17 protein-coding genes are annotated in these 22,399 nt (G+C 65.2%); 9 read left to right on the top strand and 8 right to left on the bottom strand.

Features of this window, described 5'->3' with window-relative positions:
• The first annotated feature begins 347 nt into the window (after positions 1 to 347).
• The 5 genes from RU09_RS11475 to RU09_RS11455 are packed head-to-tail and all read left to right on the top strand — an operon-like array spanning position 348 to position 6,311.
• Entirely contained in the window at positions 348 to 1,421 is a 1,074-nt protein-coding gene (locus RU09_RS11475) for an extracellular solute-binding protein (RefSeq protein ID WP_042540701.1), read from the top strand.
• 41 nt (positions 1,422 to 1,462) lie between these two features.
• Positions 1,463 to 2,479, top strand: coding sequence for an ABC transporter ATP-binding protein (locus RU09_RS11470; protein ID WP_042540700.1), 1,017 nt, complete (start codon positions 1,463 to 1,465; stop codon positions 2,477 to 2,479).
• 1 nt (position 2,480) lies between these two features.
• The gene (locus tag RU09_RS11465; protein WP_309692977.1) at positions 2,481 to 4,364 is read left to right on the top strand and encodes an ABC transporter permease; all 1,884 of its coding nucleotides are present in this window, start codon (positions 2,481 to 2,483) and stop codon (positions 4,362 to 4,364) included.
• Positions 4,361 to 5,386, top strand: a complete 1,026-nt coding sequence (locus tag RU09_RS11460; RefSeq protein ID WP_052492950.1) for a LacI family DNA-binding transcriptional regulator — start codon at positions 4,361 to 4,363, stop codon at positions 5,384 to 5,386. Before RU09_RS11465 ends, RU09_RS11460 begins: the two co-directional genes overlap by 4 nt.
• The gene (locus RU09_RS11455) at positions 5,316 to 6,311 is read left to right on the top strand and encodes a metallophosphoesterase (RefSeq protein WP_331452288.1); all 996 of its coding nucleotides are present in this window, start codon (positions 5,316 to 5,318) and stop codon (positions 6,309 to 6,311) included. Before RU09_RS11460 ends, RU09_RS11455 begins: the two co-directional genes overlap by 71 nt.
• Before the next feature lie 7 nt (positions 6,312 to 6,318).
• On the opposite strand, the gene RU09_RS18520 is transcribed toward RU09_RS11455, so the two are convergent.
• Both RU09_RS18520 and RU09_RS11450 read right to left on the bottom strand, forming a co-directional pair.
• A complete protein-coding gene (locus RU09_RS18520; protein WP_156145911.1) occupies positions 6,319 to 7,155 on the bottom strand; it encodes a hypothetical protein in 837 nt (278 codons plus the stop codon).
• 103 nt (positions 7,156 to 7,258) lie between these two features.
• Positions 7,259 to 7,747 (bottom strand): hypothetical protein, encoded by a 489-nt coding sequence (locus RU09_RS11450; protein ID WP_042540697.1) that lies wholly within the window; start codon positions 7,745 to 7,747, stop codon positions 7,259 to 7,261.
• A 101-nt stretch (positions 7,748 to 7,848) separates the two neighbouring features.
• Between RU09_RS11450 and RU09_RS18515 the strand changes: the two genes are divergently transcribed.
• Positions 7,849 to 8,427, top strand: coding sequence for a hypothetical protein (locus RU09_RS18515; RefSeq protein WP_156145909.1), 579 nt, complete (start codon positions 7,849 to 7,851; stop codon positions 8,425 to 8,427).
• A 75-nt stretch (positions 8,428 to 8,502) separates the two neighbouring features.
• On the opposite strand, the gene RU09_RS11440 is transcribed toward RU09_RS18515, so the two are convergent.
• Positions 8,503 to 9,099, bottom strand: a complete 597-nt coding sequence (locus RU09_RS11440; protein WP_231567521.1) for an HAD family hydrolase — start codon at positions 9,097 to 9,099, stop codon at positions 8,503 to 8,505.
• A 73-nt stretch (positions 9,100 to 9,172) separates the two neighbouring features.
• Between RU09_RS11440 and RU09_RS11435 the strand changes: the two genes are divergently transcribed.
• From RU09_RS11435 to RU09_RS11425, 3 genes are all read left to right on the top strand, one after another.
• A complete protein-coding gene (locus RU09_RS11435; protein WP_042540691.1) occupies positions 9,173 to 9,430 on the top strand; it encodes a hypothetical protein in 258 nt (85 codons plus the stop codon).
• Between the two features lie 562 nt (positions 9,431 to 9,992).
• Positions 9,993 to 10,910, top strand: coding sequence for a NaeI family type II restriction endonuclease (locus tag RU09_RS11430; protein WP_042540689.1), 918 nt, complete (start codon positions 9,993 to 9,995; stop codon positions 10,908 to 10,910).
• Complete coding sequence (locus RU09_RS11425) at positions 10,907 to 11,728, top strand: HNH endonuclease (protein ID WP_042540687.1); 822 nt, start codon at positions 10,907 to 10,909, stop codon at positions 11,726 to 11,728. Before RU09_RS11430 ends, RU09_RS11425 begins: the two co-directional genes overlap by 4 nt.
• Before the next feature lie 154 nt (positions 11,729 to 11,882).
• Here RU09_RS11425 and RU09_RS11420 read toward each other — a convergent pair whose 3' ends face one another.
• Genes RU09_RS11420 through RU09_RS11400 form a run of 5 tightly spaced genes read right to left on the bottom strand, consistent with a single transcriptional unit; the run spans position 11,883 to position 22,374 of the window.
• Complete coding sequence (locus tag RU09_RS11420; protein WP_231567520.1) at positions 11,883 to 12,920, bottom strand: DNA cytosine methyltransferase; 1,038 nt, start codon at positions 12,918 to 12,920, stop codon at positions 11,883 to 11,885.
• Between the two features lie 52 nt (positions 12,921 to 12,972).
• Complete coding sequence (locus RU09_RS11415; RefSeq protein WP_082041102.1) at positions 12,973 to 13,944, bottom strand: PD-(D/E)XK nuclease family protein; 972 nt, start codon at positions 13,942 to 13,944, stop codon at positions 12,973 to 12,975.
• Positions 13,941 to 19,382, bottom strand: coding sequence for a DEAD/DEAH box helicase (locus RU09_RS11410; RefSeq protein WP_042540683.1), 5,442 nt, complete (start codon positions 19,380 to 19,382; stop codon positions 13,941 to 13,943). Before RU09_RS11410 ends, RU09_RS11415 begins: the two co-directional genes overlap by 4 nt.
• 17 nt (positions 19,383 to 19,399) lie before the next feature.
• Positions 19,400 to 20,326, bottom strand: coding sequence for a hypothetical protein (locus RU09_RS11405; RefSeq protein ID WP_042540681.1), 927 nt, complete (start codon positions 20,324 to 20,326; stop codon positions 19,400 to 19,402).
• Positions 20,323 to 22,374 carry a hypothetical protein gene (locus tag RU09_RS11400; protein ID WP_042540679.1) on the bottom strand — a complete coding sequence of 684 codons (2,052 nt, stop codon included), beginning with the start codon at positions 22,372 to 22,374 and terminating at the stop codon, positions 20,323 to 20,325. Before RU09_RS11400 ends, RU09_RS11405 begins: the two co-directional genes overlap by 4 nt.
• Positions 22,375 to 22,399: the final 25 nt, after the last annotated feature.

Genomic DNA, 22,399 nt, shown 5'->3' with positions numbered 1-22,399 from the left:
CGCGCCCATATCGGCCCACCACGTTTCGTCTCAGGCGACTTCGTCGTCTTCGCTCAACGAACGGCATACCCGGTCGTTGAGCGAGCACGGCGAAGCCGAGCGAGACGAAACGCGCCCATCGCACGGCATCCCCCGGTCGTTGAGCGAGCACGGCGAAGCCGAGCGAGACGAAACGCGCCCATCGAACCGCGCAACGTTCACTTCGCACTCCCCCTGCGTTCACCTCCGCCGCCTATCTTGAGTGCGGTCGCGCGAACGCGGCTAAGAAACAGACAGATCGTTGTACATAAACCACAACACCGGGGTAAAGTCGGATCAGACATACCTCGATGACGAGAAAGGCGACCATGGTCGACATCCGAAAGAAGCGCTGGTCTCTCCTGGGAATCGCTGCGGTGGCGGCCGTGACCCTGACCGGCTGCGCAGGCGGCAGCACCGAGACCGACGGCGGCTCGAGCGACGGCGGGTCGGATGCGACCCTCATCGTCTACACCAACTCGAACAGCGACGGCCGTGGTGAGTGGATCACCGAGAAGGCAGCGGATGCCGGCATCGACATCGAGATCGTGGGCCTCGGCGGCGCCGACCTGACCAACCGCATCATCGCCGAGAAGAACAACCCCGTCGGCGACGTCGTGTTCGGTCTGAACAACATGTTCTTCGAGCAGCTCAAGGCCGAAGAGGCGATCACCGCCTACGAGCCCGAGTGGAGCGGAGAGGTTCCCGCCGACGCGGGCGACCCGGCTGACGGCGCCTTCTGGCCGCTCGTCGAGCAGGCCATCGTCACCGTCTACGACGAGAACACGACCACCGACGCCCCCTCCGACGAGGAGGACCTCTGGACCGAGGAGTACGCCGGCCGCTACGAGGTCAACCCGGCGCTCGGCCAGGCCACCCCGCAGCTCGTGCTCGCCAGCATCCTGTCGCGTCACCTCGATGAGGACGGCGACCTGGGCGTCAGCGACGAGGGCTGGGAGCTCGTCGAGGCGTACTACGCCAACGGCTCGCCCGCGGTCGAAGGCACCGACCTCTACGCCCGCATCACGCGTGACGAGATCGACTACGGCGTGCTCCCCTCGAGCGGCATCGCCGCCCGTGACGAGGAGTACGGCACCAAGACCGGCATGATCGTTCCCGACTACGGCGTGCCGTATGTCACCGAGCAGATCGCGCAGATCAACGGCACCGGCAACGAGGCCAAGGCGCAGGAGTTCATCAACTGGTTCGGCAGTGCCGAGGTGCAGGGCGAGTTCGCCGCCGAGTTCAACTCGATGCCCGTCAACGAGGGCGCGGTCGAGCAGGCCAACCCCGAGGTCGTCGAGCTCATGGGCACCCTCGACCGTCAGGACATCGACTTCGGCTTCGTGAGCGAGAACCTCGGAGCGTGGGTCGAGAAGGTCACGCTCGAGTACATCGGCTGATCGAACCGAACCCCTCTTCACCACCTAGCCGGAAAGACAGCATGATCCGTTTCGAAGATGTCGAGGTCGCGTTCGGCGATCACCATGCGGTCTCGCACCTCGATCTGGAGATCCAGGAGGGTGAGTTCTTCACCCTCCTGGGTCCGTCCGGATGCGGCAAGACCACGGCCCTCCGCACACTCGCCGGGTTCGTCGAGCCGACCGGCGGGCGCATCCTGATCGGCGGGCGCGATGTCACGCGCGTGCCGAGCGAGAAGCGCGGCGTGGGCATGGTGTTCCAGAACTACGCGCTGTTCCCGAGCATGAACGTGCGCGAGAACATCGCGTTCGGCCTCTCTGTCCAGAAGACGTCGAAGGCCGACCAGCGCCGCCGCGTCGACGAGATCGCCGACCGCACCGGGCTCGCGCAGTCGCAGCTCGAGAAGAACGTGTCGGAGCTCTCGGGTGGGCAGCAGCAGCGCGTGGCCATCGCCCGCGCGCTCGCGCTGACCCCCAGCATCCTGCTGCTCGACGAGCCGCTGTCGAACCTCGACGCGAAGCTGCGCGTGCAGCTGCGTGAGCAGCTGAAAGAGCTGCAGCGCGAGGTCGGCGTGACCACGGTCTACGTCACGCACGATCAAGAAGAAGCGCTCACCCTCAGCGACCGCATCGCCGTGCTCGACGCCGGCACGCTGCAGCAGGTCGGCACTCCCGAGGAGATCTACGACCGCAGCGCGACGCCGTTCGTCTGCCGGTTCATCGGCGAGAACAACCGTCTCAGCCCGGCGCAGATCACGAGCCTCGGCGGCGGACTGGATGCCACGGCAGACAGCTATGTGCGGCCCGAGAAGCTGCACCTGGCCGAGGCGCACGACAGCTCGACGGCATCCGCCTCCCTCGATGGCACCATCGTCGACCGCACGTACCACGGCAGCCACAGCGTCTACACGGTGACGGCAGAGGATGCAGCGCTGCGCGTCAGCGTTCCCGCCGCGGCGAGCGCCCGCCAGTGGAACCCGGGCGACGCGGTGCGCGTCGTCGTCGACCCCCGCTGGATCCTGCAGTACCCGGCGGCGTGACATGTCGACTCCCCAGAACTCGCAGAACTCCCAGAACCCCACAGACCCCGCGGTCCCGCCGTCAGCGGCCGTGACCGGAGAAGCCGGCTCCTTGACGACCCACGCGGTCGTCGAGGGTCAGACGCCGGGACCGCGGCCCCGTAAAAGAGGAAAGCCCGGCAGCGTGAAGGCGATGCTGCGCTCGCCGCTCGCCTGGATCACGGGCATCATCGTGATCTGGTTCGCAGCCGCCTTCCTCGTGCTGCCGAACGCCGCCCTGCTCGGCGTCACGTTCTTCCCCGACGGGCAGTTCAGCATCCGCGCCGTCGAGAAGCTGTTCGGCAGCGAGCGCGCGCTGAAGACCCTCGGCAACAGCTTCCTGCTCGCCGTCACCCTGTCGATCACCGTCAACGTGGTCGGTGTGTTCATCGTGCTGGTGACGAAGTACTTCCAGGTGCGCGGCGCGAAGATCCTCTGGCTCGGCTATGCCACCACCCTGATCTACGGCGGCATCGTGCTGGCCGCGGGATACAACTTCATCTACGGCCGGTTCGGGTTCTTCACGAACATGATGGTCAACGTGTGGCCTGACATGGACCGCGACTGGTTCTCGGGCTACTTCGCTGTCGTCTTCGTGATGACGTTCGCGACCACGACGAACCACATGCTGTTCCTCTCGTCCTCCCTCGGCAAGGTCGACTACGCGTCGATCGAGGCGGCGAAGCTCATGGGCGCCTCGACCTGGACCATCCTGCGCCGCATCGTGCTGCCGGTGATGAAGCCGATGCTGTTCGCGGTCACGGTGCTCACGTTCCTCATCGGGCTCGGGGCGCTGACGGCTCCCCTCGTGCTCGGCGGTCCCGACTTCCAGACCGTTGCGCCGCTGATCATCGACCTCTCGCGCAGCCCCATCACGCGGGACATCGCAGCCCTCCTGGCGATCGTGCTCGGCATCGCGACGATCATCCTGCTCGCGATCATGAACCGCTTCGAGAAGTCGGGCGTGTACTTCTCCGTCGCGAAGGTGGCGACGCCGATCCAGAAGCAGAAGATCCGCAACCCGTTCGCGAACGTCGTCGTGCACGTCATCGCCTACCTGCTGTGGGTGATCTACCTGATCCCGGTCGTGCTGATCGTGATCTTCTCGTTCGTCGATGCGCGCAGCATCCTCGCCGGGTCGATCACCCTCGACAGCTTCACGCTCGACAACTACGTCACCGTGTTCTCGAGCGCCGAGGCGATCCGCCCGTTCATCGTCAGCGTCGTCTACAGCGCCGTGGCGTCGATCGTCGTGGTCGGCGGGCTGCTGTTCGTGGCGCGGATGCTGCAGAAGCACCGCAACCTGCTGACCACCGCGATCGAGTACGTGCTGCACATCCCGTGGATCCTGCCGATCGTGCTGATCGCGCTCGCCCTCGTGACCGCGTTCGACGAGCCGCGGGCGATCGTGGGCGGGCTCGTGCTCACCGGCACGCCGATCCTGCTGCTCATCGCCTACATCTGTGTGAAGATCCCGTTCACGCTGCGCCTGCTCAAGGCCGGGTTCGCGTCGGTGCCCGATTCGCTCGAAGACGCCTCGCGCATCCTCGGAGCGAAGTCGCTGACGACGTTCCGCAAGGTGCTGGTTCCGCTCGTGCTGCCGACCGCTGCGGCGATCACGGCGCTGAACTTCAACAGCCTGCTCGATGACTACGACGCGGCGATCTTCCTCTACCACCCGCTGTTCAAGCCGTTGGGTGTGGCGATCCAAGAGAGCACGCGCGGCGAGAACAACCTCGACGCGATGCCGATCACGTTCGTCTATACAGTGCTGCTCATGATCATCATGGGTGTCACCATGTATCTCGTGTATGGACGAGGTTCGCGCGCAGGAGCGCCCCGCAAGGCCAAGAAGGCACGCGCGTGAGTGGTGCGGATGCCGGTGCTCCGGGGCTGCGCGTCACGGTCAGCGATGTGGCCGCTGCCGCCGGAGTCTCCCGGGCGACGGCGACCCGTGCGCTCAAGGGCGAGGGGCGATTCGCTCCCGAGACCCAGGAGCGGATCCTCGCCGAGGCCGAGCGCCTCGGGTACGTGCGCAACACGATGGCCGCCGAGCTCGCCGCCGGTCGCACCGGCACGGTCGGGCTGATGCTGCGCGACGCGAGCAACCCGGCATACGGTCTGCTGTTCTCGCGGCTGCAGGATGAGGCGCACAGGCGTGGCCTCGACCTCGTGACCGTGACGATCGGCGCCGACGTGCAGGGCGCCGAGCAGGTGAACGCGCTGCATCGGCTGCTCGGCATGCGGGTGGCCGGACTGATCGTCGCGACCGGTGGCATCACGGCCGCACAGCTCGAGCCGTTCGCCGACCAGGTGCCGATCGTGCGCGCGGGGCGGGTCGAGACGGCGGAGCGGATTCACACCGCGCACTACGACGATCCGGAGCACGGGCGGATGCTGGTGTCGCACGTCTTGTCGCTGGGGCACCGGCGCGTGGTCGTGCTCTCAGGGGCCGAGGACGTGTCGTTCGCGGAGCATCTGCGGGCGTCGGCCATGGAGTCGACGTTGGTCGCCGGTGGGGCCGCGGTGACGCGGGTGTCTGCGGGGGCGGCGCCGACCGATGGAGTGGATGAGGCGCTGGATGCCGTGCGCGATGGGGCCACGGCCGTGATGTGTGCGTCGGACTATCGGCAGCTCGCGGTCATGCGCGCGGTGCGTGCTGCGGGGCTGTCTGTGCCCGAGGATGTGACCGTGACGGGGTGCGACGGCATCCTTCCCGGTGCCGACCTGCTGGGGCTGACGACGCTGCGGATTCCGGTCGAGGCCGTTGCTGCAGCGGCTGTCGAGACTATGCAGCTTCTTCTGACCTCGGGTTCTGATGCTGCCGAGACCGTTCGGCAGCCGTTCGTCGGAACTCTCGTGCCCGGGTCGACCGCAGCGGCCATCTGACTTCTGTCCTGTACTTGTTCGTCGTCTCACTGGAAGAGAAATGATCCTCACCGAGCACTCTCGCCCATCGCACACCTTCGTGCACATCTCCGATACGCACCTTCCCGGTGAACGCGCGCCACTGTACGGCAGTGGGGCGGATGCCGATGCGAACCTCGCTTCTGTGTTGTCGCGGTTGGTGTCTTCGGGGCTCCGCCCTGATGCTCTGCTGTTCACGGGCGATCTCGCGGATCGGGGGGACGCGTCGTCGTATCGGCGGTTGCGGGAGTTGGTGGCGCCGGCGGTGGAGGCGTTGGGCTGTGAAGTGGTGTGGGCCATGGGCAACCACGACGAGCGCGGGGCGATGCGGGCGGAGTTGGGGCTCGCCGGTGGCGCTTCGGATGCGGTCGTGGAGGTGCGCTGGTTCGGTGGAATGCGGGTGATCGTGCTGGACTCGACGGTGCCGGGGCAGCACTGGGGGCGGGTCGATGAGGCGCAGTTGGAGTGGCTTGCGGCTGAGCTGTCTACGCCCGCGCCGGAGGGTTCGCTGCTGCTGATCCATCACCCGCCGCTGCCGACGGTGCTCGACCTCGCGGTCACGGTGGAGCTGCGAGAGCAGGCTTCCCTTGCTGAGGTGTTGCGTGGTTCGGATGTGCGGGGGATCCTGTCGGGGCACGTGCACCACCCGTCGTTCGGGACGTTCGCAGGGATCCCGGTGGCGGCCGCATCGTCGAGTGCGTACGGGCAGGATCTGGCTCAGCCCGTCGGAGCGACGCGGGGGCAGGATGCTGCGCAGGGGTACAACCTCGTGCACGTGTATGACGAGACGATCGTGCACTCGGTCGTGGGGCTCGAGGTTGGGGCGGATGTTGGGGAGCCGGTGGCGGCGGAGGAAGCCGGGAGAAGGATCGCTGGGCGGGGGATTTCGTGGCGGGAGCGGGTGTAGTTGCCCCCTACCCCCTCCCCGCGGTCTTGTCGTCGTTAGCCGCTACAGCCCTAGATACCCGATTGCGCCATGCCCGGAATGCCCGCCCCACGCGCTGGAACCCGTTCGTTCCACCGGTCCCCCAAGGCGGGCGGAACTCGTTCGATGGGGGCACAAGCAAGTAAACATGACGACTGCGAAAATCTTCCTGTGGCGACGCCGAAATAATTCGAGTCTTAAACGCTTCGGGTGACATTGCATGCCAATCAGGCAAGCTCAACAGCACGCGATTCGCCGTCCGTATGCTCCCGTCGAAATAGTGATTTGCTGCATCGGATCGAAAGTACCTGTTGAGGGATCGAGTCACTCTCGCCAAATTCGCATACAAGACCTCAACACCACTAGCTTGACGAGGCTGCCGTCCGTGAGAGTACGCGATCTTGGTCGCCCAGCTCGGCCGAAGCGCATCAAGGTCGGCACCGACGCGCTCGATAGTCCAAAGCAGAAGGAACACCGCCCTTCGAGAATCATCGGTGTGAAACTTGCTCTCGCGACTAGTCACGATGTCTCGCGCGTTCGCCACTTCCGGCGACATAAAATGCGCCACCAGCTCCGACACCCTTTCGTCGCGGCGCGCCACATAGTCGATTCGCAGGTTCACTGTCGCCACGATCGCAGCGGCAATGGCTCCTAGTCCCGCAGCGAGAGCGGCGATCAGACCAAAATCAAGTTCGCCCACCGAAGCACTGGGCTCACGGATAACTACCTTCACGCATTTTGTGACGAGATTCACCCAATCCTCGCATGCGACGTCGCGAGCGACCATTTGGAACACTTCCAATTGCACTATCGAGAGCAGAGTCACGTCGCGAGTATACGGGCCAGCGTCCATGTGAGACGCGAGGCGGCCAGAGCGGTTGGGTCATAGTCACGCTGATGGCAGGGGCTGTGCCCTGGTCAGTCTTCCGTCAGCCGCCGACAAACCCGGACATGACAACAGCGAAGCCGGCGGCTTCGCACGCAGCCGCGAGTTCCGCGGTGGGGTCATGCGCTCCTAACGCGAAGGCCCCGAGAAGCGATTGCCCATCAGGAGCCGCCTCTTTCACGGCGTCGACCGCGTCAGCTATTGACCCGTGGTCGGCGCTAGGGGTGTTGCTGAGAACCCGAGAGGCGAGGTCCGCCCAATGGTTCAGCTCGTCCTGACTCATGCGATCGGTTTCGAACGCGGCTCGCGCATTGTAGAGAATGGTCCGCACGTCGCCCAGCGCCGCACAGGTTACTTCATCATCGCCGGCAGTCGACGTCGGTGTCGGCGTCGGCGATGCTGTCGAGGGCTGCGCCGTCGAGGTCTCGTCCCCGAGGTTCGGGGACGAAGCGCAGCCGGTCAGGCTACCGAGCAAGAAGACGACGACAGCGGTGCCATAAAGCGGGAAGCGGCCGGTTCGAAGGAGCGACATTGCTTCAATGTACTTGTCCAGCCGGCAGTGGCAGGAAGCCATGAGGGTAGAGGATGCGCGGCAGCTGGTGTTCTAGCGCAGGCATTGGATAGCGTGCGGTCATGTGGAAACGCACAAACGTCCTCACGGTCGCCCTCGTCTCTGCACTCTGCACTGCAACGCTCGTCGGGTGTACGGCCTTGGTTCCAGAAGCTGTCGAGACACCAGCGACGGTCACAACAGCGGATGGTCCGAGCACGGAGCCAGTGCCGAGCGGGACACCATCGCCCGAAGCATCACAGGAATGCCGGCTGCCCCGCGGCGATTCCACGATCCTGAGCGATGAGCTGCTAGATGTGGGCCTATACGCGGCCTTGGCTGATTTCGGCCCGCGGGCGGAAGCTGAAGGCACAGTGACCTACGCGGAGGATGGGAGTCTGGCTTCGTACTTGGTCGCACCGGGGGATTCCAAGGCTGCAATCCGCGATCGGCTCTGCGTTGGGCACTATTCGTTCGAGGCGCTGAATGCGGTTCGACGCGGCAGCTTGCACTCGATGGAGCCGACGAACCAGGCGTACCTGACACCGCTGTATGCGGGCGACACACTGAACCTCAGCCCCTACACGATCGCGAGCGTCGGCGACGTCAACGGTGAAGTTCACTCATACGAAACCGTGTTTATCCTGCCCCCACAGCGCTGAGAGTCCAATGGCCCTGCCCCGTGGCGGGCGGCAACAGGCAGATCAGTGGCTCCAAGACTGCGCAGAGTCAACCACCTACGCATCACTTCGAGCCGTGTGAAGTGCTCCCACTGCCCGGAGCGCCTCGCGAAGTCCCGCCACTCCTTTGAAGTGATGTGTTGGCATCCCGAGCTTTTCCGCCCCGACGAGCTTGCTCTCCGAATCATCGGTGAAGAAGACCTCCTGCGGCGCGAGCTGCATCGCGCCGAGCACGTGCTGGAACGCCCGCACGTCAGGCTTCGTCCAACCGATCTCGGCGGAGTTGAAGAGGGCCTCGAAGTGAGAGTCGATGTTCATCGACTCGACTTCAGCAGAGATCGTGTCAGTCCCGTTGGTCAGGATGGCGGTGCGGATGCCGCTCGCTCGCAGTTCATCGACAAGGTCGAGCACCTCTTCGTTGACATGGAAGGGCTGACTCCCCCACGCCTCAGCAGCTTCATCGTTGCCGAGCTCCACGCCGATCCGCTCAACCCACTCGCGGCGAGAGATGCGGCCGGTCGTCACCTGTTCGAGACGATGTGGAGCGAAGGCGATCGCCTCGATGGAGCCGGGTTCGAGTTCGTGAGCTCGCTCAATGCGCGTAACGTTCTCGGGGTCGAAGTGACGGACGACGCCATCGAGGTCGAAGAGCACGGCACGGATGGGAGGCATCGGAACAGGGTACCGGTGTAGACAGTCACCGACCGGCGTGGGCCATGATCAGGACATGGAAGCTTCGACGATTCTCCCGAGGGCCCTGATCGACATCTCGCGCCGCTACGACATCCCCGTCGCGAACATCCGGGTCGCTCTGAGGTCGAAGGATCCCGAGCTGCGCGAGATGCCCGAGTCGCCTGAGCGAGACCGGATTCTTCCGCCATCGGAACACCGCTCGTTTGTTGAAGCCCAGCACCCGACGGGCCACCACGACCGGAATTTGGGCGGCGGCCATTTCACGGACGAGCGGCAACAGTTTGAGGATTGACACCTGCGGCAGGTAGGCGGCTGCTCGACGAGGGATCTCGTTATCTTGCTCTGAGTGCCCGTATGCGGCCGAGCTGCGAGAAGCTCGGCCGCATCGGCCGGGGCACGCCGGACTCGACGCCGTCTTATACGCCCGTGATCTTCAGCCGTCGTTACTGGCAGAAATCGAAGACGCCGAAGTCTTTCGCGATCCGGCTGATAGGGGCTTCATCCCGACGTGCGGCCGGAATGACATCGTCCCTGAACGCTCGCGGGATTGCTTTCGGAACAGTGTCGTCCTCCCGTGCGAACCGAAGTCCTCACAGCGTTGGAGTCAACCAACCGACAACAGCCCCATGGGCTGGCCCAGGCAGCTGAAGAAATGTTCAAGGCAAACGGATGGCGATGAACGAAGGCGGGGTCCGCCTGGGGGCGCGGAAACGGTCGAGGCATTCACCATCTGACAGAGCTGCGTTAGTCCATCGAGCGTATCTCCGAGTGGGATCGCGCTATTTCATCAGCTCAGCGGTGCGGACGAGAGCACGGAGAAGTCAGTTGAGATATATCGGCATTAGGGTGAGAGTGTGACTTCGCTCGATGCGCCCACCCCTACTGCCGATCTCGGCGTTGCTGCGGTCGTAGCGGAGCTGAGGAGCCTTGACCCCGGCGGGTCACGGATGGCGAAAGTGTTCCGATCCACGTTCGATCAGCTGTACGACGGACAGCGCACCGGCCGCTATAGCCTCGCCCAGTTGTTCAAGACCGAGAAGACCCATTTCGGCACGCTTCTCGAAATCAATCTCCAGCGCGAGCTCAAGTTCGCTGACGGCGGTGTACTGGACTTCAAGATCGCCGGGCTCGAGGTCGATTGCAAGTACTCCCATACCGGCGCGTGGATGCTGCCACTGGAGAGCTTCGAGCAACTGATTTTGGTCACTCAGGCCGATGATCAGAGATCGGTGTGGAGCGCGGGCGTAGTGCGAGTCACCGAAGAGAACCGGCGCACGAGCGAGAATCGCGACAAGAAGACAGGCCTGAACGCGCATGGCCGTTCTCAGATCACCTGGCTCTTCAAGGATGCGCCGATGCAGCCGAATGCCCTACTCCAGCTGCCGTCAGCGACAGTGGCCGAGATCATGAGCAGGCGTAGCGGGCAGGCAAGGCTGAATGAGCTCTTCCGGCAAGCGACGAACCGGCGTCTATCCAGGAATATCGTCGCCACGGTCGCCCAGCAGGACGACTACATGAAGCGCGTGCGTGACAACGGCGGCTCCCGGAGCGCCCTGCGCCCCGAGGGCTACCTGATCCTTGGCGGTGACTACTTCATCCAACGCGATATTGCCGCCGCGCTCGGAGCAGTCGTGCCTGAACCCGGCGAATTCGTCAGCGTGCAAGTCGTGCCCGCACCCCCGACGGAGGGCGTCGGGATCGACGAAGAATGGTGGCGGCTTGCCGAGCCCGACGAGCGGATCGACCTCCCAGCCCCTGTACTCCCGCGATGAGCGAAACTGACCTGCCGGCCCCGGACAGCGACGAACTGCGGCAGCTGCTCACCCGTGAGGACCTGCGCTCCCTCTACCTGTTCCTGTACGACCGGCGCCGGAACCCGCCGACGATGGTGGAGATCCGAGCCCACGCTGCTGCGGCAAACGGCGAATCGCATTCGCAAACCGACCGTCGGGTCCGGGAACTACGTGACTGGTTCCGGCTGCCGGTGGTGCGTACAGGTCGTGTGCACGTCTACCGGCTTGAAGGCCGCGCCGATGAGCAGCAGGGCGAACGGTCCGGGGTCTCGCCAAAGGTACGTGGTGAGGTACTCAGCGCGAAGCGGTGCGCTCAGTGCGGAAAAACCCCGGCCGAGGATCACGTGAAGCTTGAGGTAGATCACAAGATCCCGCACAGCTGGGGCGGCACCGACGATATGGAGAACCTCCAGCCGCTCTGCACGCAATGCAACCACGATAAGCAAGCGTTCTACTCATCGATGGACCCATTCGAGGAACAGATCCGCACCGCCACCGCGCACCTGGAACCGCATCGGCGAATCGGTGAACTACTGAAGGCATTCCACATCGCCGGAGTGGACACGCCCTCGCGGGTCGTCGGCGTTGTCGCGTCGATGCACCAGTACCAGGAAGACTGGCAGAAGCGCATGCGCGAGCTCAGAAAACTCGGCTGGGACTACGACACCATCAAGCGCAAAGAGAACGGGCGCATCAGGAGCTATTACCGGCTTACCGCGTTCACCGACTGGCCTGATGGGAACATCGCTGCAGAAATCAAGCGCCGCGAGAAAGCCAAGAAGCGGGCGAAAAGCTAGATACGTGCGAGCACTTCGGTTACCGCACCAGGTAGAAGGCGACAGCGGGAGCGGCGGCCTGCGGCTATAGCCATCCCGCTGTCCGCGCATCCGATTCGCTGCGCCCACCGAACCGACGCGCAGACCAGGGCCGCGGGAAGACGCTGGTGGATGGTTAGCTGACCGCCCGGAGCGTGCTGCCGGTGGTCGTGCGACGTGCGACTACCGCGCCGAGTGCTTCGGCGATCGATCCGCCGATGGCGTTCGCGACCGGCGGAGGAAATGCATTCCCGATCTGCCGGTACACCGAGGTCTTGCGGCCGGAGAACTTCCACTCCGGGGCGAAGCCCTGGACGCGAGCAGCCATCTCGTTCGTCAATCGTGGTACGAAGTCCATCGGGGTGTCTGCGCCGGGTGCTTCCTCGACGATTCCCTTGCCGTCTACACCGAGTTGCAGCCATGCCTGCTTCGCGCGGGTGGGCCCTAGGTCAGCACCACCGTGCTTGCGGGAGCCTCCGACGATTGTCGGGGCAATACTGTTGGCGCGCTTGGCCCACTCTGCCGCGCCTTCCCATCCTCGGGATGCCATGAGCGGCTCGAGGACTCGTCCGACGGTTGGCGGGGTGCCGTGTGCGCGGGGCCATTCGAACTTGCGGAAGTTACGTCGCTTCATCGCGACGAGGATGAACCGGGGTCGCAGCTGAGGAACGCCGAACTCGCTGGAGTTGAAGAGCTGCCAGTCCGCGTCGTACCCCATCGCATCGAGGGCATCCAGGATGGATTGGCGGTATGGGGTAAACCGTGCTGAGGCGAGGCCTTTGACGTTCTCGAGCATGACGGCGGTCGGGCGTGCTTCACGCACTAGTCGGATGGCTTCCGGGAACAGGTCACGCTCGTCGTCGGCGCCGAGCTGCTTGCCGGCGATCGAAAATGGCGGGCAGGGCACTCCCCCGGCCAGAAGGTCGATGCCTTTGTAGTCGCGGCCGTTGACCTCGCGGACGTCGCCCTCGTGTACGTCCCATTCGGGACGGTTCAGCCGGAGGGTCGCGGCGGCGTCGCGGTCGATCTCGACCGCGAGCGAGTGGCCGAATCCGGCCATCTCCAGTCCGGACGACTGCCCTCCGGCGCCCGCGCAGATCTCCAGGACACTCAATTCAGGCGCTTTCGTCATATCCTCAATCATCTCATCGAAACGTCCGAAATCCGTGATCATCGGACGCCATGACGGATCATCTCACGAGCCTCCGACGTTCGGCCCGGGTGCCCTATCGCGCATGCGTGATCCGGATCAGGGTGGTGCTACCGGCAGCCCATTCTTCGGGTTCGCTGTCGTTGCGCCGCCGGACACGAACGGCGCGTGCGAACTTGCCTGGCGCAGTGCCGTCCGGGAGGGCTTTCTCGGGTATGCCTGTGAGCCACCGGCCGCCGATGAGCAATGCGGCAGTGCCGGAGCTGGAGCGCTCGATGTTGCCGATCGCGCCCTCGATGGCGTCGGGGCGTTCCCAGCCTGGGACTTCGTCCCAGTGGGGTTGACAAGTCATGCGCTTCGGGCAGAAACGGCACGTGTATGCCTCCGGCCGCGCGTCGGTGCGTTCCGTGAGCTGCGCAGCGCGGATCTGATCGAGGAGGGTCGCGACGGCGGACGGCGCCACTTGGATCTCTGTCGGCCCCCGCTGCAAGCTGAAGACGATTACGTTCTTGGGAAACGTGCCATACGACGCCTGGAAAAGGTGCGCGTAGAAGGTCATCTGATGCTCGATCGCGGGCGAAGGCTCCGCGGAGGCGTCGCGTCCGGTCTTGAGGTCGATGATGAACCCGTCGGACCCGGCTCCTGCAATATCGAGGATTCCGAAGAGGTGGTTACTCTCGTCGCTCAGCAGCAGTTCGCTGCGGACGTCAGCGTTCGCACCGGAGAGGGTCGCGGCAAGTTCCTTCGCGCGGATCTTAAGCCGTGCACGCGTAACGACGCCCTGCGGCATGCGTACCGGGTCGGCTTCATGCGCTGCGGCGACCTCGTCGAAACGCTCCTGAAGCCGGGATCCGGGATCAGGAAGTGACCACTCTCCGCTTTCGGCCCAGGCCTGCAGTGCGAGGTGCGCAACGCTGCCGGCGTTGTCCGCACCCCGACCGGGCGGTCTGACTGGCGCGCGGGCGGGCGTCGCAGATTCCGGGCAGCGCAGCAGACGCCAGGTGGCTGTCGCCGACCACCATTGCGGTGCGACTGTGTCCGGGATCATGTGCCTGCCGGCTCGGAATCGGAGATGAGCTTGAGCACGCGACGTGGGTCGCGGTCGAGGGTGAAGGAGTCAACGAAGATTGCTCCGTCCAGGCCTTCTTCGGCTGTCTCGATCTCGGCCATTGCCTCGGCGAGGCGGGGCGCGATGAGGGTGTCCTCGGATGCTTCGAAAGCATGGCGGGCGATCACCGCGAACGAGCCTTCGCTGGGGCTGTCGTATCGTGCGGCCGGGACACTGCTGCTGATTGGCGTCGCGTTGTAGGCACGGGCCCACCGTTCGATGGCGGCTGCTTCCGCCACCGTATCGATGCTCAGCGGTTGTCTCTTGAGGAGCCGGAATAGGTCCCTGGCGAGCCGCCAGTCGAGCAGGGCGTGGTAGGCCATATTGCCGTAGTCGCGCAGGCAGCGGTAACAGGATGAGGTGCAGGCGTCCGCGTGCGACGGCTCCTCCAGTTCAGAGAGATAGTTGGATACTGCATCGAGGAATTCGGGCAGGAACGCGGATGAACCCAGGTGCGTGCTGAAGCCGGCTCCGTTTTCCAGGGTGTCGGCCAGGAAGGCGTATGTTGCGGGTTCGCTGCCGGTCATTCCGGAATAGATACCGGCGGCGAGTTCGAGGGGCTGGATATCGAGTGCTGCCGACGCGACGGTGCGCAGAAGGAACGCGAGCGAGTACCATCCGGCGCGACGGCTGTCGGTTGCTTCCTGAGCGCCGTAAGGCTGCCGGACGCCGGTGACGAGGTTCAGGCGGAGTCCCGACGCAGCATCCGTAGGTGCGGCGGCGCCAGCGAAGAGGAAGTCGGTGTGCTGGATGGCGCCGAGGGCGACGCTGATCGGTTCTCCGGTAGCGAAGGAGGGATGAAGCAGTCCGGCGTCTATGGCGCGCGTAGAGACGTACCCGCCCCACTCGGGGCCGCCGGGGGTTGCCGCGCGGAGGGTGAAGAGCTGCCCGCCGTTGTCGTTGATGACGTACCGGGAGCCCGGCCCGGAGAGGATGAGGGCGTTGCCGGGCGCCTGAAGGGTGAGGGCGTCCATGTCGGTCATTGCCCGTGCGGCCATCGCGCGCGGACTCCAGGAGAAGTTGCCGTCGAAATCGGTGCCGCGCCCGCCACGGAATCCAAGCGGTTCGTGCAGCGGCACGCTCGTGTAGAAACTTGGTCCGGCCCCGCATTGCGGGCAGGTATTCGTGACCTGGCCGACGGCCTGCTGTTCGCCGAGGTAGGAACAGGCACGGCAGATCGACAGCGGCGACTCCGCGCCGAGCGGCTCCGTTACCGGCTGCGGACGGGGCCCAGCGGGTCTGAACGCAGTAATACCGACGACCGGGTAAACGGTTCCGTCACGGACGACTTCGCTCATCGGCGCGAACTGGCTCACGGCCATGCTGAGGTCGCGATCGATCACCCCGGACGGCGGCCACGGGTAGGAGCGCTTGGGCCGGTTCAGGTAGAGGTAGCGGACTGAGGTGGGGAATCCGAACATGGGCAGGAGGCCCTGTTCCGCGAGGAGCTGGCTGAGGTCCTCGTGTCTCGGGTTCGTCGCGGCAGAGTCGATATCGTCGATGAGGGTTCTGGCGCATTTGGCGGCCTGCTCGTCGGCGGTGCTGTGGAATGCGGTGCTGCTGGCGAGGGATCTCGCGGCGTCCCGGACGGCGTCCGGGTGGTCGTGGAGCCACTGTTCGAGCCGGGGCCGGAGCATTGCCTGCCAGTCGGCGGTCTTCCCGAATGCGCCATGCACGTTGGCGCTGGCGTCTTCCCCGCTGGCGACGGCTATGAAGTCGGCGGACGCCTGGCGGAGGACTTCGCTGCGAAGTGAGCGAGCGAAGATTTCTGGCCGGTTGAGCACGAGGTAGGGCTTCGGCGTGGGTTCGTTGGTGATTCGATCTGGCCGTTCGAAGTAGTACTCGTCGTGGCTGCGGCCTCGGCATACGGTCAGGGCGATCGCGACCGGTGAGTTGCGGCGCCCCGCGCGGCCGACGCGCTGCTGGTAGTTGAATCGGGTTGGGGGCATGTTGCCTAGGACGACGGCCGAGAGCGCGCCGATGTCGACGCCTGCTTCCATCGTCGTGGTCACGGACAGGAGATCGATAGCGTCGGTGAGCTCGTTCTCGCCTGATCCGAGGAATACGTTCTGGAAGCGTGATTGACGGGATTGTGCGTCGATGCGGTCGGTTTGGCCGGTCAGTTCAGCGGTGTTGAGCCGGAATCTGCCGTCGCCCCGTGTGGCTTTCCAGGAGTAGTAATCCTGGCTCAGATCGGTCTGGGCTGCAGTCGCTGGCAGCGGGGTCGCGCATTTGGTGCAGTAGCCGTTTCCGGTGCTGAGGTGCTGGCGGCTGCATTTGGCGCAGATCCATGCGCGTCCGTCGCTCATTCGCAAGACTACGGCGGACGGGTCGATCAGGTATTCCACGACCGCACCGCCCGCTCCGGTGAGGGCGTCGTCGCGGACGCTGTCGGCGCCAACGGCTTCTGCCGTGGCTACTGCGGCCCAGAATTTCCGCAGTTTCGGAGTCGGGTCGTCGCGCTTGCGGCGTAGGCCGAAGAACCTGCGCTGGTCGGCGAGGATGCGCAGCGCGGCGCGCGCCTGCCCGGCGGCTGGATCGGCGGGCGCATCGGCGGGCGCGGTGTCTGAGCTGAGGGTCAGCCAGCCGAGACCGAGGGATTCGAAGTCCCTGCCTCCCCCGGAGAACAGACCTTCGAGCAGTTCCTCTTCCAGGGAACTGCCAATATCGTTTAGCAGCGCTTTCTGCGGATCGGTCAGGCCCGGTTTTGGTGATGGCGGACTGACCTCCCAGTCGTAGAGTTCGGACCACGACACGGCGGGATCGTCGGAGGTTTCCCGGAGCCGGGCATGGGGACCTCCAGGGTTCATCCCGAGTCCGAGGAGATCCGCCGATACTTCGGAAGCGAGTTCGCGCAGAGAGGGCGGGGCTGCAAGGTTGCTCTTCAGTCGTTCGGCGTCGCCCGGGCCGGTCCCCGGCTTGCCGTCCCAGACTTCGCGGAGTTCGGCGAGAGCGGCCGCATTGCGCTGCTTGAGGCGATCGAGGGCGGCGAAGGACTCGGCGGTTTTCTCGTTCTGAAGCACGTGGGCTTCGGCGAGTGCAACATCGTGCGCGGTGCCCCCAGAAGTGGCAAGTCTCGTGTAGAGCAGCTGGCGTAGTAAATCCTGGTAGTGCCGGAGGCTGAGTCCTGCGGAGAGTTTCGCGGCGTCCTGGCGGCTGTCGGTGAAGACGATGAGCTTGCGCTCGGCGTCGCTTAGGTCGTTGGCGAGCTCGGTGGTGAGCACCTGGTTGATCTTCTCGAAACCTGTGCGCATCTGCCGGATGGGAGACCGCTGCGTCGCTGGATCGGCCGCAGGCAGCCGCCCGTTGCGGCCGTACTGGATTTCCCAGTCGTCACCGCAGTTCGGGCACTGCGTCGGGTAGGGGCTGACTGTCTCGGGGGCGCGGCGTAGTTCGCCTGTGGCGCGGTTTCGGGCGATTCGGGCGTGGAAGCTCCAACCGGTGAATCCGTTGGTGAGGTTGCTGAGTTCTCCGGAGGCGGGGTTGAGCTTGCTCTGACGGAAGGTGTATTCGACGGCGTTGCTGTCGCGGTTCCAGGATGGTGAGTCGAGGTTAGTCAGGGCTGCTTCGGGGCGCGGCCAGTAGACGAGGTAGTTGTCGGCCGTCCGTTGAAGGGTGACCTGGTCAGGGAGCTTAGCGAGTTCGGGGACGTCGGCGAGGAGCATGGTTTTGACAGCGGCCACTTGAAGTTCCCCTTCTGGAGCGAAGCCGCCGAGCATGACGTCGCCGCAGTTCTGGCAGTACAGCAGCTCGAGTACGCGAGCGCCGCATTCGCATCGGGTCGCGGGCTCTGCGTAAAGTTTTCCGATGGTCCGGTCAGCGTGCGGTTCGGTGACGGCGGTGCAGCTGGGGTCGCAGCATGCCCACATCCCGACGACGTTGCGGAAGAACAGGTGGGCCCGGAACTTCGGGTCGCCGGGCTTCGGGTCTTGCGCGAGCCCGGCGAGAACGTTGGTGATCGCTTGCTCGGAGATGTCGGCGGGCGTGCCCGGAAAGATCTCCTCGGCGACTTGGCTAAGTGTTTTCGCCCCGCCGGTTCCGTCGCCGGAGAGGACGCCCCGGAGCGCGCTGACGGCGCCGGCGGCCCTGCCATCAGTGGTAGCAGTTGTGGCGTCCAGCGATGCAAGCGCGGCCGGGTCGATTGCGGGCGGGATCTGGTACGGCGGAGGCGCGATCGCGGACCCAGCGACGAAGGTGAATGTTCCCGGGTCGGCGTCGAAGAACTCGTGAAGGTAGTCGCTGTCGCGTCCGGGATCGAGAGACGCGGAGGCCGCGAGAACACGGAACTGGTCGGGTCGTGTGTCCAGGCCGAGGCGGCGCTTGAGGGTGCGCAGCAGGTATGCGACTTCCGTGCCTGCAGTTCCTCGGTAGGTGTGGAGCTCGTCGACGACCAGGGTGAAGACGTTGGCGGGGTTGTCGAGCCATCGGCGGGTGGCGTCGAAGAAGTGACCGTCGCGCTCTCGCAGCAGCATCACATTGAGCATGGAATAGTTCGTGATGAGGACGTCGGGCGGGTAGTCGAGCATGTCCCAGCGCGAACGCATTTCCGCGCCGTCGAGGCGCGGCACGAAGTACCGAAGGTCGTCGTCGGTCTTCTGAGCTGCGAGGTGCCGTGCACGGATGCCGCGCCGGTCAGTCTCACGCAGGTAACGCCGCAGTTCTGCGAGGGCGAGGCTGTTGTCCCGGGTGCCAGTGACCGGGGTGGCTCCGGTGTAACGGCCGAAGTAGAAGCGGTGCCCATTGCGGTTCTCGTCCAGCCAGGCGCGGATGTTGTCGTTGTCGAGGGCGCGGCGTAGGCGGATGAGCTGGTCGTCGACGAGCGCGTTCATCGGGTACAGGACGATGGCGCGCACGGCGGCGTCGCGGCCTGTTTCCCCGTCGCGCTGGGCGCGGAATGGATTGTTGCCGCCGGTCCACCAGTCGGCCGGTGTTGCGCCCTGTCCTGTCCAGCTACGGGACTCACTCAGCAGCGAGGAGAGGACGGGCATGAGGAAGGATTCGGTCTTACCCGACCCCGTGCCTGCGGTGATGACCATGTGCCGTCTTTGCTGGACTCCCGCAGCGAGAGCCTCTTCCTGATGCCGGTAGAGCGAGGGGACCCCCTGGAGCAGGCCGGTGCTAGCGAATTGGGCGAGATCGGGGTCCGCGCCGGCCGCGGTGACGGACTCGGCGAGAGATCGGCCGGTGCTTTCGTATTCCGGCCGGAGTTCGAGCAGAGGCTTGCGGTAGACACCTCCGTCGCGGTCCAGCAGGGTGCGGCGTTCGGCCTGGAGACGTTCGTCGGCGAGGCCGAAGGGTGTGTCGTAGTAGCGGAAGTAGGCGTCACGGAGGTGCTCGAACGTCTGGATCGCGTCAAGATGCCCGCTGCTGCTTGTCATGTGTGCCGGTCTCCCTGTTAGGTGCTGATCTGCATGGTCTGTCCGAGCGACGAGGCAACGCTGGTGGCGATATCGCGGGGGACGTTGTCGTAGAGGGCGGTCTCGGCAGCGTTGCCAAATCTCGGGGCGAAGCCGCTGCAGAGGACGAGCGCACGCGAGTGAAGTGGCGGGAGCGGTGCGCCCCAGTCGACGATGAAGGTACCGGTCGTGGTGTGATGGTCGCTGTCCGGCCGCCAGCGGACGACGGTGTCGCCTCGTCTTGCGAGCTCGGCGAATACGCCAGCCGCGAGGTCCGCGGCGTACCAGGCGCCCCCGCGGCGCAGCAGATATTGCCAGCGCCCGTTGATCTGCTCTCGGTAGAGCCCGTCGGGCAGGGCCGGGTCCCTGGGGGATGCTGTCATCCAGTTCTGAGGGCTGAAGCTGCCGAGCTGCTCGAACTGGGAGTCGTACGCGGGTGGTGCTGTCGGTACCGTGGGCGCGGTCGGTGGCAACATGTAGGCGATTCCGGCTGCGGCGCAGCCGGAGTAAGCCGCGCCGATCGCGGCGGCGGCGTCTTCGAGATCGCGGGTCCGGTCGTACGGGATGAGGATCGTGGAGGGTGCGGGAATGTCGCGTTCGGAGCCGGTACGCCGTGCTTGCTCGACGTAGATTCCTGCGGCGTCAATGGCGCGGATCAGCCTAGGTCTGCGGGCACCGGCGAGGACTGCGAGGCCGTCGGCGAGTGGCAGACGAGTGATGACGGGCGGGGCCACGGACCACGTACCGTTTTTCCAGTCAACCTCGCAGTGCCCGAGCGATGCGGCATCGCGCAACCATCGTCCGCCGGAGCGCTCGGGCAGGTCGAGATTCTCAGTGCGCGTAAGCCATGCGGCGCGGGCACGGAAGTCGGCGATAGTGCCGCTGCCGGATTCGCTGAGCCAGGTCAGCAGGAGGTCGCCGATCATGCCGAGCCTGCAGACATGCTGAGCTGCACTTTCCAGAGCTGCGCGCCGTTCGTGTCGCTGCATGCTCGCTTCCAGGCGTCGAGGATGTCTATGGCGAGCGTGTGTTCGCTCGGATCTGCGGGGCCGATCTCCGTGAGGTGCCAGCGGGCGCCGCGCCGCTGGGCGAGCCAGCGAGCGGTCGCGGGCGCACTGATCTCGAAAGAGGGAGAGTGAATGTCGATATCGATGCTGGAGAGGAAGCTGGGCGGAACCGGTTCGGTTATGCGTTCGGTGCGTCCGTCATGATGCAGGAGCCAGGATTCGTCTCGACTGCGTCGGGCGAGTACCGGGATCATGTCCGTGGTATCGGTGACGAGGGCGCCGACTACAGCGAGCGCTTGGCCAGATCCGCTCATGCGCGCGCCGCTGGTCCAGCCGAGGGTCGCGGTACCGCTTGGCTGGGCGGGATCTGGACCTTCTTCGAGGGTCGTGAAGGCGAGTGCTTGCCCGTCGGCGTCCACGAGGTGCCGTCCCGTGCCGCTGACGAAGCGGCGTAGTTCCAGCGGGAAGCCGTTCGCTTGGAGATGCTCCCGTCGGCCGTCGAGTGTCACGGTTGCGGGGCGCGGATCGGGTCCGGAGGGAAGCAGGAGGTCCGGTTCTCCGCCGACGAGATAGTGGGTTGCGGAGATGCTGGTGGCGAGGGGAAGCCCGCGGACTAGCCGGGCGCGGGGAATGGCTGCGGGAGTCACTCCGATGCGGCGAAGGCCGGGCAGTCGCGACAGAATGAGCTCGAGAGCCTGTCCGTCTGTGAAGCGGACGTTTCGGAAGAGGGCGTAGCCGGGCAAGAGTACAGATCCGCGCTGCGGTATCAGGCGCCATCCCTCGGTGGCGGCTTCACGGAGTACTTGCTGGAATTCTCCGGTGTGGGCACCGCTAATCGCGACCAGGTGTTCTTCGAAGGGAAGCATCCCGGGGACGGAGGACCATGTGCCGGTTTGTGGATCGGGGAGCAGGAAGATCACGGCTGAGGGCGGAAATTCTGCTGTGAATTCCCTGCCGCGCAACCGCGTGCCGGATAGCAGTAGCTCTGGGCTCACTGCAAGGGATTCCCGGGCGGCGTAGTGGGCGAGGCCAGGGGTGGCCGTGAGCTGGACTTCCTGCCCGCTGTCGGTGGCGAGCACGGTGAGCGTTTCGGGTCCGCCTAGGGGCACGGGGAATAGCCAGCGGGCCTGCCAGGCATCGAGGTCGATGCTGAGGCGCATTGCAATCCGCTGCTTCCCGTCACTTGTCAGTACCCGACCGTCCCACGCTCGGGCGTGGGCTTCTACAACGGCAGCGAGCAGCGGGCGGATGTCGGTATCGCCGAGTGCGCGCATGAAGCCATCGCTCAGTCGGTTTTGCAGTGCTGCGGTCCAGATGTCGAGTGCGCCGAGGATCACTTCTGCGTGGGGCGCGGAGCCGGGACGGAAATCAAGGGCTTGGAAGAAGCGGGTCAGCGCAAGGCGATCGCTCTGTCGCACGAGCGCCTGCGACAGCGGGTAGCCGATCCTCTGGAGGTGCGGATGATCGCGGATCGTTGAGACGCCGACGGTCCCGTCCTGCGCATCGAGCCACGAATGTAGCCCACGCCACATCTCTACTGCGTTGAGGAAGGCACCGCCCTCCCTGAGATCGTTACGCAGGGTCTCGGTCTCTTGTTGGGTTGCGTCCGGTAGGAGTGCTTGTGCGAGCCGAAGATAGTAGTTCGTGGATCGCGCCTCGGAGTCGGAGCGCATCCTGGTTGCGGCCAGTACAGTGATGGCGATGACCGGCAGGACGGGTGGCGGCTCTTTTTGTGAGCCCCGCTGCCATTGTTGATAAGCGGCCGTGATGGAGCTGAACATCGACCGGCCCTCGGTGATGCGGACGCGGCTGCGGACGGCTTCCCCAAGATGACGGCCAGCGTCTTCGGCCCCGGGAAGGAGGCGCGTGATTTCGCTGTCGTCGAGGAACAGCACGGTCGGACCATCATGCGGGAGCAGGAACGCGTCAGAGAGCAGCCTCTGCCATTCCTCGTACTCCGCTGTCATAGCGAACGTCCTATTCTTCTAGCCC

Source organism: Microbacterium sp. MEJ108Y (genome assembly GCF_000834175.1).
In the GTDB taxonomy this organism is placed as follows: domain Bacteria; phylum Actinomycetota; class Actinomycetes; order Actinomycetales; family Microbacteriaceae; genus Microbacterium; species Microbacterium forte.
The sequence above is the reverse complement of the archived record's forward strand: the minus strand, read 5'-3'. Positions and strand labels throughout refer to the sequence as shown.

Excerpts from the sequence above, each read along its gene's own strand:
- RU09_RS11470 (WP_042540700.1), top strand. The coding sequence starts at position 1,463 with ATGATCCGTTTCGAAGATGTCGAGGTCGCGTTCGGCGATCACCATGCG.
- RU09_RS11435 (WP_042540691.1), top strand. The coding sequence starts at position 9,173 with ATGGAAGCTTCGACGATTCTCCCGAGGGCCCTGATCGACATCTCGCGC.
- RU09_RS11465 (WP_309692977.1), top strand. The coding sequence starts at position 2,481 with ATGTCGACTCCCCAGAACTCGCAGAACTCCCAGAACCCCACAGACCCC.
- RU09_RS11410 (WP_042540683.1), bottom strand. The coding sequence starts at position 19,382 with ATGACAAGCAGCAGCGGGCATCTTGACGCGATCCAGACGTTCGAGCAC.
- RU09_RS11420 (WP_231567520.1), bottom strand. The coding sequence starts at position 12,920 with ATGATCACGGATTTCGGACGTTTCGATGAGATGATTGAGGATATGACG.
- RU09_RS18515 (WP_156145909.1), top strand. The coding sequence starts at position 7,849 with ATGTGGAAACGCACAAACGTCCTCACGGTCGCCCTCGTCTCTGCACTC.
- RU09_RS11455 (WP_331452288.1), top strand. The coding sequence starts at position 5,316 with ATGCTGCCGAGACCGTTCGGCAGCCGTTCGTCGGAACTCTCGTGCCCG.
- RU09_RS11405 (WP_042540681.1), bottom strand. The coding sequence starts at position 20,326 with ATGATCGGCGACCTCCTGCTGACCTGGCTCAGCGAATCCGGCAGCGGC.
- RU09_RS11475 (WP_042540701.1), top strand. The coding sequence starts at position 348 with ATGGTCGACATCCGAAAGAAGCGCTGGTCTCTCCTGGGAATCGCTGCG.
- RU09_RS11425 (WP_042540687.1), top strand. The coding sequence starts at position 10,907 with ATGAGCGAAACTGACCTGCCGGCCCCGGACAGCGACGAACTGCGGCAG.
- RU09_RS11415 (WP_082041102.1), bottom strand. The coding sequence starts at position 13,944 with ATGATCCCGGACACAGTCGCACCGCAATGGTGGTCGGCGACAGCCACC.
- RU09_RS11450 (WP_042540697.1), bottom strand. The coding sequence starts at position 7,747 with ATGTCGCTCCTTCGAACCGGCCGCTTCCCGCTTTATGGCACCGCTGTC.
- RU09_RS11400 (WP_042540679.1), bottom strand. The coding sequence starts at position 22,374 with ATGACAGCGGAGTACGAGGAATGGCAGAGGCTGCTCTCTGACGCGTTC.